Origin of the sequence: Sphingomonas faeni (assembly GCF_040407505.1) — a bacterium.
Lineage (GTDB): Bacteria > Pseudomonadota > Alphaproteobacteria > Sphingomonadales > Sphingomonadaceae > Sphingomonas > Sphingomonas faeni_E.
The window spans coordinates 186,392-199,826 of sequence record NZ_JAPZPQ010000001.1 but is presented as its reverse complement, the minus strand read 5'-3'; the positions used below and the strand labels follow the sequence as shown (position 1 = coordinate 199,826).

Below are 13,435 nucleotides of genomic sequence, written 5' to 3'. Positions count from 1 at the left end.
GCATGCTCGAAATCGCGCTCTCCTCCGACGCCCCCTGGCCTAAACAGGATTGGGACGCTCTCGCACTGCGCGCGGCAACGGCAGCGATCCAGCGGACCCCGCACGGCGAACTGCTGACCAGCGCCGCCATGGTCGAGATTTCGATCCGCCTCGCCTCCGACGACGAGGTCCACACGCTCAACAAGCAATACCGCCAGAAGGACAAGCCAACCAACGTCCTATCCTTCCCGATGGTCCAGGCGGACTTGCTGGAGACGATCACTCAGAATTCGGACGATGGCGAAGTCCTCCTCGGCGACATCATCCTCGCGCACGGCGTCTGCGTCGCGGAAGCGGCCGAGCGCGGTATCTCGGTCGAGGATCATGCGATGCATCTGATGGTGCACGGCACGCTGCATCTGCTAGGCTACGATCATATCGACGACGACGAGGCCGAGGGCATGGAGCAGATCGAACGCGACGCGCTCGCCGCCTTGGGCCTCCACGACCCCTATCTGATAACAGAGGACTGACGACCACGATGGCCGATGGCCCCAATGCCGGTAACGGCGATAGTAGCGACAGTATCTGGCGCGGGCTCAAGGGCCTGATCTTCGGTGCTCAAGACGAATCCCTTCGCGACCAGCTCGAGGATGCGATCGACCGGCACGAGGGCGATCCCGCCCCCGATGCGAAGGGTGATCTCACCCCGCTCGAGCGCCAGATGGTCCGCAACCTGCTCCACTTCAGCGAGCGCGACGCGGGCGATGTCGGCGTGCCGCGCGCCGACATCATCGCGGTCGAGGAGGAGACGCCGTTCGCCGATCTCGTCAAGCTGTTCGCCGAAGCCGGGCATAGTCGCCTGCCGGTCTATCGCGACAACCTCGATACGATCATCGGCATGGTCCACATCAAGGACGTCTTCAACATCCTCGCGACCGGTGCCGAGCATCCGACCTCGATCGCCGGGCTGATCCGTGAGCCGCTCTACGCGCCGATGTCGCGCGGTGCGCTCGATCTCCTCGCGGACATGCGCCAGAAGCACGTCCACCTGACGATCGTGCTCGACGAATACTCCGGCACCGAAGGCCTCGTGACGTTCGAGGACCTGATCGAGGAGATCGTCGGCGAGGTCGAGGACGAGCATGACGAGGCGCCCCAAGTGCTGATGACGCCGATCGAAGGTGGTGCCTGGGATGCCGATGCGCGCGCCGAACTGGAGGATGCCGCAGAGTTGATCGACCCGCGCCTGGCGGAGGTAGATGGCGATATCGACACGCTGGGCGGGCTGGCAGCGCTGCTCGCGGGGCATGTCCCGCAGATCGGCGAATGCGTCGATCATCCAAGTGGCTGGAAGCTGGAGATCATCGACGCCGACGAGCGGCGGATCAACCGATTGCGCCTGCATCCGCCGGTGGTTCCGGTCGAGGACGACGACTGATACAGCCTACGCAATGGATCGACGGGCCTTTTGCCCATGATCCATTGCCCCGGCCCTGCCTCCGTTCTAACTTCCCTTCATGCGCAAACATATCCTCATCGTCCTGGGCCTGATCCTGCTCGTGATCGCCGCGGGCGTCACCTATCTCGCCTGGCCCGACACGGCGGAATTGTCGGTCGACCAAGTCGCCGGCAAGCTGCCCAAGATCACCGATCCCCGCATCCAGACGATCCCGACCGTCAAGGTCGCCAAGGTCGTCGGGTGGCAGAACGGCGCGATGCCGACGCCTGCCGCGGGTCTCAAGGTCCAGCCGTTCGCGACCGGGCTCGATCACCCGCGCTGGATGTACCGCCTCCCCAACGGCGACGTGCTGGTCGCCGAGACCAACTCGCCCCCGCGCGACGGCGGCGGGATCACCGGCTGGGTGATGAAGGTGCTGATGGGCCGCGCCGGCGCCGGCGTGCCGTCGGCCAACCGCATCACGCTGCTCCGCGACGCGAACGGCGACGGCGTGGCGGAAACGAAGTCGGTGTTCATCACCGGTCTCAACTCGCCGTTCGGCATGACATTGCTCGATGGCCAACTCTACATCGGCAACACCGACGCGCTCGTCCGCGTGCCGTACACCGATGGCGCGACCAAGATCACCGCCAAGCCCGAGCTCGTCATCAAGCTCAACCCGGGCGGCAATCACTGGGCACGCAATGTCATCGCCGCGGCCGACGGCAAGACGCTCTACGTCGGCGTCGGCTCGTCGTCGAACATCGCCGAGAACGGCATGGACGCCGAGAAATACCGCGCCAACATCCTGCAGGTCTGGCCGAAGGACAAGAACTGGCGGATCTACGCCGCCGGCCTGCGCAACCCCAACGGCATGGCGATCAACCCCAAGTCGGGCGGGCTATGGACCGTCGTCAACGAGCGCGACATGCTCGGCTCCGACCTCGCGCCTGACTACCTGACGCAGGTCGAGTTCGGCGATCACTTCGGCTGGCCCTGGTATTATTGGGGCGGCTATCCCGACACCCGCGTCGAGCCAAAGAACCCCGCACTCCAGCAATACGCCAAGCGCCCCGACTACGCGCTCGGACCGCACGTCGCCGCGCTCGGCCTGACCTTCTCCGCGGATGCAAAGCTCGGCGCGAAGTTCGCCAACGGCGCGTTCGTCGGCGAGCACGGCTCGTGGAACCGCAAGCCTGTGTCGGGCTACAAGGTCGTCTACGTGCCCTTCGGCGACGCCGGCTTCCCGGCGGCGAACGCGAAGCCGGTCGACGTGCTCGGCGGATTCCTGAACAAGGACGGCGACGCGCAAGGCCGCCCAGTCGGCGTCATTACCGACAAGACCGGTGGCCTGCTCGTCGCGGACGATGTTGGCAACGCGATCTGGCGGGTTAGCGCTGGGGGCTGATCTTGGCGGAGGGTGGTCAAGACTCCGCCCTCCAATACGCTGGTAATTGGCGCGGGCGATCCCAACTTTTCGTCATCCCCGCGGAGGCGGGGACCCATATGCTCAAGGCTTGTCAATTGACTCGCGACCATTGCCAGTATGGGTTCCCGCCTGCGCGGGAACGACAATCCGGGGGCTCAGGCGGCTTTCTGTCAGCGCCTAACGCACCTGCTCACCCCGCCAAGATCCCCCTCGCCTCGTCGAGGTCATCCTCGTCGACCATCACGCGAACCGGGATCAGCAACCAGCTGCCCTCCATGATCGACATCCCACCATCGAACGCGATTGCGGGGATGCCTTCGCTCTCCAGCCGCCCGACGATGATATGAGCCTCGTTGCGGCCGTACCGCCCCAGTTCGACCAGGCTCATGCTCCGACGCGATCCGGCAGAACGGTGCCAAGCCGAACCGGCAACCCGTCGATGCTCGCGACTGGCCCCGCCAATTCCTCGATCCGCTCGGCGTCGGACTGCCTGGCGTGATATTTCGACAAGGTCTGGCGTTCACGGTCCAGCGTCATAAACGGTACGCCCCAGCCGCAACTCGTCTGCACCTCGTCGACAGCGATCACGAAGATCTGCCGCGTCCCAGGCAGCGGCGTGAACTGCGCATATAGCTCGGCCCAGCCGTCGTCCTGCGGCAACACCGCGCGCCCCTTGCCATAAATGCGAAAGATCAGCGCCGGCTGGTCGAACGCGCAGAACATGATCGTGATGCGACCATCGGCCGCTAGATGCGCGTTGGTCTCGTTCCCCGACCCGCCAACATCGAGGTACGCGACGGTCTTCAAATCAAGCACACGAAAGCTGTCCATGCCCTTCGGACTGAGATTGATCCGCACGTTTGCGGCAGCGGTAGCAACGAAGAATACCGGTTGCCGCATCACGAACGCGCGATGATCGTCGGTGAGTGCGGGGAAGAAGTCCATCGTTCGGCTCCGAATTGACGCGCATCATCGACACGCATACTCTATGCCCATGAAACATGATCCCGTCGCAACCGGCAAGCGCAAATCGGTCAATATGTCGCTCGATACCGGCATCGTAGCGGCAGCACGGGAGGCAGGGCTCAACCTCTCCCAGATCAGCGAACACGCTATCAGGCACGCAACCAAAGTCGAACAGGAGCGGCGCTGGAAGGAAGAAAATCGCGAGGCGATAGAGGGCTGGAACCACTGGTACGAAAAGAACGGCGATCCGCTCGCCCATTTTCGGTCGCTCTGAATGGCACAGTTCGACGTCTACCGCGTTCGCGGCAACGTTCTGGTGATCGATTGCCAGTCTGATCTTCTGGCCGATTTGCCGACCCGCTTCGTGGTGCCTCTTCGCCCGATCGACACCGTCGCACTCAAGCGGCTGACTCCGACCTTCGTTATCGACGGCACGGCGCTGACCATGATCACGCCGCTAGCGCGCGCGATTGATGTCCGCGATATCGAAGATACTGTCACTACCCTCGCCGCAGCACAGTTCGAGATCAAGGCTGCGCTCGATATGTTGATCTCTGGGTTTTAAGCCGCCGTCCCACCGACCGTAAGCCCGTCGACCAGCAACGTTGGCTGGCCGACACCAGCCGGCACAGACTGCCCGCCCTTACCGCAAATCCCGATGCCCTCGTCGAGCGCGAAGTCGTTGCCGATCCCGCGCACCTTGGTCAGCGAACTCGGACCATCGCCGATCAGCGTCGCGCCCTTGATCGGGGCGCCGAGCTTGCCGTCCTCGATCAGATACGCCTCGGTACAGCTGAACACGAATTTTCCGGACACGATGTCGACCTGCCCGCCGCCGAACGCCTTGGCGAAGATACCCTTCTTCACGCGCGACAGAAGTTCGGCGGGATCGTCGTTGCCGGCCTTCATGAAGGTGTTGGTCATCCGCGGCATCGGCGCATGCGCGTAGCTTTCACGACGGCCGTTGCCGGTCGCCTCGACGCCCATCAGCCGTGCGTTGAGGCGGTCCTGCATATAGCCCTTGAGGATGCCGTCCTCGATCAGCACGGTCTCGCGCGTCGGCGTGCCCTCGTCGTCGATCGTCAGCGAGCCGCGGCGATCCTGGAGCGAGCCGTCGTCAACCACCGTCACGCCCTCGGCCGCGACCCGCTCGCCGATACGACCCGAGAAGGCCGACGTACCCTTGCGGTTGAAATCGCCCTCGAGCCCGTGACCGATCGCCTCGTGCAACAGGATGCCGGGCCAGCCATTTCCGAGCAACACCGTCATCTCACCGGCGGGGGCGGCGATCGAGTCGAGGTTCACCAGCGCCTGCGACAACGCCTCGTCGATCGCACGGTTGTACGTCGCGGGCTCGAACAGGTCGTTGTAGAGATAGCGGCCGCCGATCCCGTAGCTCCCCGTCTCGCGACGCCCGTTCTGCTCGGCGACGATCGATACGTTCAACCGAACCAAAGGCCGTACGTCGGTCGCTACGAAACCGTCCGCACGGACGATCTCGACCACCGACCACGTCCCGGACAGGCTGACCGATACCTGCGCAACACGAGGATCGCGAGCCCGCGCTGCGGCGTCGATCGTCTGGCAAAGGTTCACCTTGTCGGCGAACGGCACGAGGTCGAGCGGATCGGCGGCGGTGTAGCGGCGCTGGTTGGTGCCCTGCGGCGGACCAGCCTTCGCGGCGATGCCTGGTTCGATCAGCGCCATCGTTTCGGCAGCGCGACGGATCGCAGCGGGGGTCATCTCGTTCGAATGCGCGAACGCGGTCATCTCGCCCGATACCGCGCGCAGACCGAAGCCCGAGCTGGTGTCGTAGGAGGCGGTCTTCAGCCGGCCGTCGTCGAACCCGAACGCCTCGGCCTTGCGGTACTGAAGATACAGCTCGCCGTCATCGGCCTTGCCGAGCGCCTTGGCGGTCAGCGCCTGCGCCTGTTCGGGATCGAGGGTATCGCGGTAGAGAAACGAACGGGGGTCTGCTGCTATCGTCATCCGATAGATATAAGAGGCTTAGCGCCCTGCGCCATCCCCGTGATCGCGCAAAGTCGACTGGTCCGCGCCATCGGCGGCACCGCCAACGAGGATGAAGCGCCGGTCGCAATAGCCGCAATCGACGTATCCGGTCTCGTCGATCTGCAACCAGACGCGCGGATGGCCAAGCGCTGCGCCGCCGGGGATGTCGGTGGCGCCATCGCAGGCGACGCGGGCGTGGGTGACACGGGTGGTTTCGAGCGGCGGATGCATGAGGGCGCGATAGCAAGCGCGCGCGGGCCGGGCAATTGGTTCTTCCGCGTCCGCCAACACGATAAAAGGAAGAATGGGTTCGCGCAGAGGCGCAGAGAGCGCGGGGATGTTTCGCTTGTCGCGAAGCGACCGTTCATATGATCTACGGCGGAGCAGATCGTGGCGTCTCCCGACCGACAGACTCGGTACAATTCCTCCGCGCTCTCTGCGCCTCTGCGCGAACCAATCTTCTTTGATCGTCAGGGGATGACCCGCCTTGCGGCCCCCGCTATGCCGCTGGCATGACCGAAGCCGCCATCGCCATCAAGAACCTCTGCAAGACCTACGCGCCCGTCGGCACGGCGCCGCCCAAGCGTGCACTCGACGACGTGACGTTCGACGTGCCACGTGGCCAGATCTTCGGCCTGCTCGGCCCCAACGGCGCGGGCAAGTCGACGCTGATCAACATCCTCGCCGGCCTCGTCAACAAGACCGACGGCAGCGCCGCGATCTGGGGTTTCGACATCGACGAGCACCCGCGCAACGCCAAGGCGTCGATCGGGATCGTCAACCAGGAGATCCTGTTCGACCCGTTCTTTTCGCCGTTCGAGACGCTCGAAATCCAGGCCGGCCTCTACGGCGTCCCCAAGGCAAAGCGCCGCACGATGGAACTGCTCCGCGCGGTGCATCTCGAGGACAAGGCGCACGCTTACGCCCGCACGCTGTCCGGCGGGATGAAGCGTCGCCTGATGGTCGCGAAGGCGATGGTCCACTCGCCCCCCGTGCTCGTCCTCGACGAGCCGACCGCGGGCGTCGACATCGAGCTACGACAGCAGCTCTGGACCTATGTCCGCAGCCTCAACCAGGCCGGCGTGACGGTGGTCCTCACCACGCATTACCTGGAGGAAGCCGAAGAACTCTGCGACCGGATCGCGATCATCAACAACGGCCGCCTGATCGCGAACGAACCGACGCGCGAGCTGGTCGGCAAGGCGCAGGAGAAGATCGTCGCCGTCACCGTCGATCGCGACGTGACCGACATCCCCGCCAACGCCTGCTTTCAGAAGATCACGCTCAAGGGCACGCGCACCCTCGAAATCACCTACAAGAAGGACAGCGTGAACGCCGGTGAAGTCCTCGCCGCGATCCAGTCCGGTGGCTTCGGCATCGTCGACGTCTCGACCAAGGAACCCGATCTCGAGGACGTCTTCCTCAGCCTGACTCGCGCCGCCAACGCATGACGAGCGACATCCTGATCGTCGGCTCGGGTGCCGCAGGTCTCACCGCGGCACTCAACCTCGCCGACCGCTTCAAGGTCACGGTGTTAGCCAAGGGGGCGCTCAACGAAGGCTCGACCGCCTGGGCGCAAGGCGGGATCGCCGCGGTGCTCGAACCCGGCGACACGTTCGAAAATCATGTCGAGGACACGATGGTCGCCGGCGCCGGGCTCAACGACCGCGCGATCGTCGAGATGGTCGTCGAAGGTGCCCCCGCCGCGATCGAGCGCCTTACCCACCTCGGTGTCCCCTTCGAGACCGAAGGCAACGCGCTCCACCTCACGCGCGAAGGCGGCCACAGCCACCGCCGCATCGTCCACGTCGCCGACGCGACCGGCTGGGCGGTGCAGGAAGCGTTGCAGAAGGCCGCCGAAGCACACCCGAACATTATGCTGGTGCCCGACCAGATCGCGATCGACCTCGCCACCGGCCGTCACGAGGAACGCTATTCGGGGTCGGGCAACGTCTGGGGCGTCTACGCGGTCGACCGAAGGACCGAGCGCGTCGCCCTCTACACCGCGCGCGCGACGATCCTCGCGACCGGCGGCGCGGGCCGCACCTACCTGTTCTCGACCGCCCCCCGCGGTGCGACCGGCGACGGCATCGCGATGGCGTGGCGCGCCGGCGCTCGCGTCTCCAACATGGAGATGATGCAGTTCCACCCGACCTGCCTCTACAATCTGGAGGTCAAGAATTTCCTGATTACCGAGGCGGTCCGCGGCGAAGGCGGGCGGCTCATCAACCCGTCGACCGGCAAGCGTTTCATGACCTATTACGATCCCGCGCGGATGGAACTCGCCCCCCGCGATATCGTCGCGCGCGCGATCGATGCCGAGATCAAGCGCTACGGGCTCGACTACGTCCATCTCGACATCAGCCACATGCCTGCCGAGTTCATCCGCCATCACTTCCCGAACATCCACGAGAAGCTGCTCGGTCTCGGCATCGACATGACCACGCAGCCGATCCCGGTCGTCCCCGCGCAACATTACACGTGCGGCGGCATCGTCATCGACGAACATGGCAAGACCGATCTGCCCGGCCTGTATGCGGCAGGCGAGTGCACCGAGTCCGGCCTGCACGGCGCCAACCGGCTCGCGTCCAACTCGCTGCTCGAATGCTTCGTGTTCGGCGAGGCCGCGGCGGACAGCATCGCAGCCGCGTGGGACTCGCTGCCCCCGCCCCCGCCGATCCGCCCCTGGGACGAAAGCCGAGTCACCGATTCGGATGAAGAGGTCGTGATCAAGCAGACCTGGACCGAAATCCGCCGCTTCATGTGGAATTACGTCGGCATCGTCCGCACCACCAAGCGGCTCGAACGCGCCAAGCACCGCATCGAACTGCTCAACGACGAGGTCGCGGAATATTACCAGCATTTCCGCGTGACCCCCGACCTGATCGAGTTGCGCAACCTCCTCCAGACCGCCGAACTGATCGTCCGATCCGCGCTGCATCGGCACGAAAGCCGCGGGCTGCACTTCACGCTCGATTACCCGGAGACGCTGCCGGAGGCGGTCGATACGGTTCTCGTTCCATAGGATGACGACGGCTCGGCGCATCGTCGGCGCGCTTCGTCGCAGCGACGTGCCGCCGCAGTTTCGCGTGGCCGATCAACGGATAAGGGTCGATGCTTCAGTGCAGGGCGTTCAATCCATCATGACATCGGCGAGTGCGTTCAAGCGTCTTCTGGCAACCACGCTTTTTGGCGCAGCGCTCGCCGGATGCGGATCGGCGTCGCGACCGACCCCGCCCGCCGTCTCGCCGGTGCATCAGTCCGAGGGGTTCGTGTCGATCCCGGTGCCGCCGCCCCTGCCGCGGACGCCGCGCCCCGCGCCCGCCGGCCTCGTCAACGCGATCTCCGAACTGCAGAGTGGGTTCCAGGGCAAGGCTGGCATCGCGATACGCGCGGTCGACGATGGCTGGACGGTCGAGGCCGGCGGGCGGCAGTTGTTGCCGCAGCAGTCGGTCAGCAAGCTCTGGGTCGCGATGACCGTGATGGACCTGCGTGACCAGGGCAAGATCCGCCTCGACGAGCCGATCGTCGTGCGGCCGCAGGACCTGACGCTGTTCCACCAGCCGATCGCGATGCTGGTAAAGGGCGACGGCTACCGGACGACGGTCGGCGAACTGCTGACGCGCGCGCTGACGCATAGCGACAATACCGCGAACGACCGGTTACTCACGCGTGTCGGTGGGCCATCCGCGGTGCGGTCGATGATCGCGCGCAAGCAGTTGGGTGCGATCCGGTTCGGGCCGGGTGAGCGGCTGTTGCAGAGTGGCACGGCAGGACTGGTCTGGCAGCCATCCTACGCGGTCAATGGTGGCTTCATGACGGCACGCAACCGGCTGTCGCCCGCGGTGCGCGAGGCTGCGCTGAACGCGTATGTCCGCAATCCACCCGACGGCGCCGCGCCGATCGCGATCGCGGACGCGATCGCCCGGCTGGCGAAGGGCGACCTGTTGTCGGAGACCTCGACGAAGATCCTGCTCGACACGATGGGTCGTTCGGTAACCGGCCGCGCTCGCCTGCGCGCGGCGCTGCCCGGCGGCTGGGAGATCGCGCACAAGACCGGCACCGGCCAGGACCTCGGCCGCCGCAACGCCGGCTTCAACGACGTCGGCCTCCTCACCGCCCCCGATGGACGTCGTTATGGGATCGCAGTCATGATCGGCGACACCATCCGGCCGATGCCCGAACGCCAGAAACTGATCCAGGCGGCCGCGGCGGCGGTGGCGAACTATGCCGGGACCACACGGCCAAGAGGCTGATGTTTCCGTGCTGCAGTGCAGCATAGGCCAGCTAAGACCGGGTGCCAGTGCGCTACTCGGAGGCAGGCCCTGACACCGTCTTGGTGTGACTTTATCGTAACCTTTGGGACCGCGCGGGATGACCAGCTGCGAGCGGCTCGCCCGAAACCGCTACGTCCAGCCGTTCCACGCAGACCGCAGCGACCGCCGGTCAGTCGAACCCGTTCGCCAGAAACCGCTCCGCCACCGCACAGTGCATCGCGATCCCATGCGCCATCACGCGCTCGTCGATCGTCATCTTCGTGTTGTGCAACGGCGGGTTGGTGCGCGGATCGCTCCCCTCGGGCGCCGCGCCGATGAACGCCATCGCGCCGGGCAGCTTCTGGAGCACGTACGAGAAGTCCTCCGCGCCCATCATCGGCGGCATCACCTGATACGCGCCCTCGCCGCCAATCGCGGTCGCGCACGCCTTCATCAGCTCGGTCGCACGCTCGTCATTGACCGTGACCGGATAGCCTTCCTCGATCGTCGGCGTACCGACCGCACCGTGCGCCGCGGCGATCCCCTCCACCATGCGGATGAACGCCGCGCGGACCTGCTCGCGAGTCCGCTCCGACAGCGTCCGCATCGTGCCGAGCATCTCGACGGTCGACGGGATGACGTTGTGCGCCGACCCTGCGTTGAGCTTGGTGATCGAAAGCACTGCGGGGTCGGTGACCGCCACCTGTCGCGCGACATAGGTCTGGAGCGCGGTAACGATCTCACAGGCGATCGGCAGCGGATCGATGCAGTCGTGCGGCATCGCCGCATGGCCACCACGCCCGGTGATCGTCGCACGAAGCGTGTCGGTCGAAGCCATCAGCGTGCCCGCGCGGCTGACGACATGCCCCATCGGCATGTTGGGCGAGATGTGGAGCGCGAAGCCCGCCTCGGGGAGCGGCGAGTCGAGCAGGCCGTCGGCGATCATGTGGCGCGCGCCGTGATGGCCCTCCTCGCCGGGCTGGAACATGAAGACGACCGTGCCAGGCAGTTCGTCCCGCCGTGCGCACAGCGCCTTGGCCGCGCCGACGAGCATGGCGGTATGCGAATCATGCCCGCAGGCGTGCATCGCGCCGTCGATCTTGGAGGCGAACGGCAGACCGGTTTCCTCCTGCATAGGCAGCGCATCCATGTCGCCGCGGAGGAGTACCGTGCGGCCGTTGCCGCCGGCCGTGCCGCCGCGCCCGCCGCGGAGAATCGCGACGAAGCCGGTGGTCGAGATCCCGTCGCGGATCTCGAGCGGGAGGCCGGCGAGCGCAGCCTTCACCTTATCCGAGGTGCGCGGGCAATGGAGGCCGACTTCGGGGTCCGCGTGGATCGCACGGCGAAGGGTGATCGCATCGTCGAGACTGTCCTCGCCGATGGCTGTCCAGTCGGTCGGCGTCCAGTCGGTCGTGGATTCGAAATCGAGGGACATGTCTGACTCCTTGAAAACTGGCTTCCACCCCGGCGGAGGCCGGGGCCCAATTGGGAAGGTCCAAGTAACGGAGCGCCGTACGACGTTACCTCCGTTCCCCAATTGGGCCCCGGCCTGCGCCGGGGTGGTGTTCGTTTGGGGGCAGCCCGCCCCTGATCGCTGAGGCAGTCTAGCCCCGGAAGAGGCCGCCTAACACCCCGCGCAACACGGTGCCTACCAAGCCACCGCCCGACGACGACCGACGCGACTTGGTGCCGAAGACCTGCTTGCCCAACTCGTTGGCGACCTGTCGGCCGATCGACGAGCTGGCGGCGCGTGTCGCCGAAGATGCCATCTTGGTCCAGGGCGAATTGGCGGCCTCGCGGTCGGCTTCACGTTGCTGGCGATCCGCCTCACGCTGGTCCGCGATGCGAGTGCGTTCCGCCTCTTTCGCCGCCTTCGCATCGAGCTTCGCCTGCGCCGCAGCAGCCTTCTCCGCCTCGGTCGTCGCCTTGGCCTCGGCAGCGGCGGCACTCGCCTCCTGCGTCTTGGCGGCCAGCAATTCCTCCGCCGACTCGCGATCGACCAGCGTGTCGTACTTCGCACCGATCGCATCGGTCTCGATCATCACCTTCCGCTCGGCCGGCGTGATCGGGCCGACGCGTGACGCTGGCGGCTTGATCAGCGTGCGCTCGACCGGGGTCGGTGCGCCATCCGCCTGGAGCAACGACACCAGCGCCTCGCCGACCTTCAGCTCGGTGATGATCGTCGCAACATCGACGCCTGGGTTCGCACGGAACGTCTCCGCCGCCGACCGCACCGCCGCCTGATCGCGCGGGGTGAACGCACGCAACGCATGCTGGACGCGGTTGCCAAGCTGCCCTGCCACCGTGTCGGGAATGTCGATCGGGTTCTGCGTGATGAAATAGACGCCCACCCCCTTCGAGCGGATCAGCCGGACGACCTGTTCGATCTTCTCCAACAGCGCTTTCGGTGCCTCGTCGAACAGCAGATGCGCCTCGTCGAAGAAGAAGCACAGCACCGGCTTGTCGGGATCGCCGATCTCGGGGAGATGCTCGAACAGCTCGCTCATCAGCCACAGCAGGAACGTCGCGTACAGCTTCGGCGAGGCCATGAGCTTGTCCGCCGCTAGGATGTTGACGATTCCCCGCCCCTTGTCATCGACGCCGATGAAATCGTTCATCTCCAGCGCCGGTTCGCCGAAGAAATTCTCCGCACCCTGCGTGCGCAACTGGAGCAGCGACCGCTGGATCGCGCCGATCGACTGCTTCGAGACGTTGCCGTACGTCACCGTCAGCTCGTCCGCACGCCCGGCGCATTCGGTCAGCATCGCCTGGAGATCGTCGAGGTCGATCAGCAGCAGCCCTTCCTTGTCGGCGACGTGGAAGGCGATCGTCAGCACGCCTTCCTGGACCTCGTTCAGATCCATCAGCCGCGACAGCAGTAGCGGCCCCATCTCGCTGATCGTGGTGCGGATCGGATGGCCCTGCTCGCCGAACAGGTCCCAGAACTGCACGGGATTGTCGGCATAGGCCCAGCTATCGTCGCCGATCGCCTTGGCGCGCTCGGCGAACGTCGCGTGCGTCTTCGCGGTCGGCGACCCAGCCATCGCGAGGCCCGACAGGTCGCCCTTCACGTCGGCGACGAAACACGGCACGCCGTTCGCGGAGAAGCCCTCGATGATCCCCTGCAACGTCACCGTCTTGCCGGTGCCGGTCGCGCCCGCGATCAGGCCGTGGCGGTTCGCGCGCTTCAGCTCCAGCGTCTGCGGTTTGCCGTCCACGCTCGCGCCGATGAAGATGCCGTCGCTCATGCTTGTCGTCCTCTGTATCCGGTGCGGACCCTAACCTCACGCGCGACAAAGAAAAAGGACCGCCGCTGGAGTGAGCGACGGTCCTTTTCAATCAGTCATGTCGGTC

General features: G+C 65.7%; 14 protein-coding genes. 8 read left to right on the top strand and 6 right to left on the bottom strand.

All coding sequences use genetic code 11. The annotated features are described in order from the left end of the window. Positions 1-2: 2 nt before the first annotated feature. The 3 genes from ybeY (at position 3) to O6X71_RS00950 (ending at position 2,828) form a co-directional block, all read left to right on the top strand. A complete protein-coding gene (gene ybeY / locus O6X71_RS00960; protein ID WP_353464071.1) occupies positions 3-512 on the top strand; it encodes an rRNA maturation RNase YbeY in 510 nt (169 codons plus the stop codon). An 8-nt stretch (positions 513-520) separates the two neighbouring features. Further along, the gene (locus O6X71_RS00955; RefSeq protein ID WP_107962772.1) at positions 521-1,420 is read left to right on the top strand and encodes a hemolysin family protein; all 900 of its coding nucleotides are present in this window, start codon (positions 521-523) and stop codon (positions 1,418-1,420) included. 79 nt (positions 1,421-1,499) lie between these two features. Further along, on the top strand, positions 1,500-2,828 hold the full coding sequence (locus O6X71_RS00950; protein WP_353464070.1) for a PQQ-dependent sugar dehydrogenase: 1,329 nt from the start codon (positions 1,500-1,502) through the stop codon (positions 2,826-2,828). Between the two features lie 211 nt (positions 2,829-3,039). On the opposite strand, the gene O6X71_RS00945 is transcribed toward O6X71_RS00950, so the two are convergent. Both O6X71_RS00945 and O6X71_RS00940 read right to left on the bottom strand, forming a co-directional pair. Beyond that, on the bottom strand, positions 3,040-3,237 hold the full coding sequence (locus O6X71_RS00945) for a DUF2007 domain-containing protein (RefSeq protein WP_056057596.1): 198 nt from the start codon (positions 3,235-3,237) through the stop codon (positions 3,040-3,042). After that, the gene (locus O6X71_RS00940) at positions 3,234-3,794 is read right to left on the bottom strand and encodes a pyridoxamine 5'-phosphate oxidase family protein (RefSeq protein ID WP_353464069.1); all 561 of its coding nucleotides are present in this window, start codon (positions 3,792-3,794) and stop codon (positions 3,234-3,236) included. Before O6X71_RS00940 ends, O6X71_RS00945 begins: the two co-directional genes overlap by 4 nt. A gap of 49 nt (positions 3,795-3,843) precedes the next feature. Here O6X71_RS00940 and O6X71_RS00935 point away from each other — a divergent pair, with 49 nt between their 5' ends. Both O6X71_RS00935 and O6X71_RS00930 read left to right on the top strand, forming a co-directional pair. After that, complete coding sequence (locus tag O6X71_RS00935) at positions 3,844-4,089, top strand: type II toxin-antitoxin system CcdA family antitoxin (RefSeq protein WP_353464068.1); 246 nt, start codon at positions 3,844-3,846, stop codon at positions 4,087-4,089. After that, on the top strand, positions 4,090-4,380 hold the full coding sequence (locus O6X71_RS00930) for a CcdB family protein (RefSeq protein WP_353464067.1): 291 nt from the start codon (positions 4,090-4,092) through the stop codon (positions 4,378-4,380). Here the strand turns inward: O6X71_RS00930 and tldD are convergent. Then, complete coding sequence (gene tldD / locus O6X71_RS00925) at positions 4,377-5,804, bottom strand: metalloprotease TldD (protein ID WP_353464066.1); 1,428 nt, start codon at positions 5,802-5,804, stop codon at positions 4,377-4,379. The two genes, O6X71_RS00930 and tldD, sit on opposite strands and share 4 nt — an antisense overlap. 18 nt (positions 5,805-5,822) lie before the next feature. Continuing rightward, complete coding sequence (locus tag O6X71_RS00920) at positions 5,823-6,056, bottom strand: zinc-finger domain-containing protein (RefSeq protein WP_031393477.1); 234 nt, start codon at positions 6,054-6,056, stop codon at positions 5,823-5,825. Positions 6,057-6,337: 281 nt separating this feature from the next. Between O6X71_RS00920 and O6X71_RS00915 the strand changes: the two genes are divergently transcribed. From O6X71_RS00915 to O6X71_RS00905, 3 genes are all read left to right on the top strand, one after another. Then, positions 6,338-7,276 carry an ABC transporter ATP-binding protein gene (locus O6X71_RS00915; protein ID WP_353464065.1) on the top strand — a complete coding sequence of 313 codons (939 nt, stop codon included), beginning with the start codon at positions 6,338-6,340 and terminating at the stop codon, positions 7,274-7,276. Beyond that, positions 7,273-8,850: an L-aspartate oxidase gene (nadB, locus tag O6X71_RS00910; RefSeq protein WP_353464064.1), complete on the top strand. Its 1,578-nt coding sequence runs from the start codon at positions 7,273-7,275 to the stop codon at positions 8,848-8,850. The genes O6X71_RS00915 and nadB overlap by 4 nt, the downstream gene beginning before the upstream one ends. 118 nt (positions 8,851-8,968) lie before the next feature. Beyond that, positions 8,969-10,081 (top strand): serine hydrolase, encoded by a 1,113-nt coding sequence (locus O6X71_RS00905; protein ID WP_353464063.1) that lies wholly within the window; start codon positions 8,969-8,971, stop codon positions 10,079-10,081. Positions 10,082-10,271: 190 nt separating this feature from the next. Here O6X71_RS00905 and O6X71_RS00900 read toward each other — a convergent pair whose 3' ends face one another. Further along, entirely contained in the window at positions 10,272-11,516 is a 1,245-nt protein-coding gene (locus O6X71_RS00900) for a M20 metallopeptidase family protein (RefSeq protein ID WP_353464062.1), read from the bottom strand. 169 nt (positions 11,517-11,685) lie between these two features. Continuing rightward, positions 11,686-13,329 (bottom strand): helicase HerA-like domain-containing protein, encoded by a 1,644-nt coding sequence (locus O6X71_RS00895; protein ID WP_353464061.1) that lies wholly within the window; start codon positions 13,327-13,329, stop codon positions 11,686-11,688. Positions 13,330-13,435 lie beyond the last annotated feature (106 nt).

What these genes read in the sequence shown, in the direction of transcription:
- ybeY (WP_353464071.1), top strand. Translation starts at nt 3, where the DNA reads ATGCTCGAAATCGCGCTCTCCTCCGACGCCCCCTGGCCTAAACAGGAT.
- O6X71_RS00930 (WP_353464067.1), top strand. Translation starts at nt 4,090, where the DNA reads ATGGCACAGTTCGACGTCTACCGCGTTCGCGGCAACGTTCTGGTGATC.
- O6X71_RS00895 (WP_353464061.1), bottom strand. Translation starts at nt 13,329, where the DNA reads ATGAGCGACGGCATCTTCATCGGCGCGAGCGTGGACGGCAAACCGCAG.
- O6X71_RS00920 (WP_031393477.1), bottom strand. Translation starts at nt 6,056, where the DNA reads ATGCATCCGCCGCTCGAAACCACCCGTGTCACCCACGCCCGCGTCGCC.
- O6X71_RS00950 (WP_353464070.1), top strand. Translation starts at nt 1,500, where the DNA reads ATGCGCAAACATATCCTCATCGTCCTGGGCCTGATCCTGCTCGTGATC.
- O6X71_RS00940 (WP_353464069.1), bottom strand. Translation starts at nt 3,794, where the DNA reads ATGGACTTCTTCCCCGCACTCACCGACGATCATCGCGCGTTCGTGATG.
- O6X71_RS00945 (WP_056057596.1), bottom strand. Translation starts at nt 3,237, where the DNA reads ATGAGCCTGGTCGAACTGGGGCGGTACGGCCGCAACGAGGCTCATATC.
- O6X71_RS00955 (WP_107962772.1), top strand. Translation starts at nt 521, where the DNA reads ATGGCCGATGGCCCCAATGCCGGTAACGGCGATAGTAGCGACAGTATC.
- O6X71_RS00935 (WP_353464068.1), top strand. Translation starts at nt 3,844, where the DNA reads ATGAAACATGATCCCGTCGCAACCGGCAAGCGCAAATCGGTCAATATG.
- nadB (WP_353464064.1), top strand. Translation starts at nt 7,273, where the DNA reads ATGACGAGCGACATCCTGATCGTCGGCTCGGGTGCCGCAGGTCTCACC.
- O6X71_RS00915 (WP_353464065.1), top strand. Translation starts at nt 6,338, where the DNA reads ATGACCGAAGCCGCCATCGCCATCAAGAACCTCTGCAAGACCTACGCG.
- O6X71_RS00905 (WP_353464063.1), top strand. Translation starts at nt 8,969, where the DNA reads ATGACATCGGCGAGTGCGTTCAAGCGTCTTCTGGCAACCACGCTTTTT.
- O6X71_RS00900 (WP_353464062.1), bottom strand. Translation starts at nt 11,516, where the DNA reads ATGTCCCTCGATTTCGAATCCACGACCGACTGGACGCCGACCGACTGG.
- tldD (WP_353464066.1), bottom strand. Translation starts at nt 5,804, where the DNA reads ATGACGATAGCAGCAGACCCCCGTTCGTTTCTCTACCGCGATACCCTC.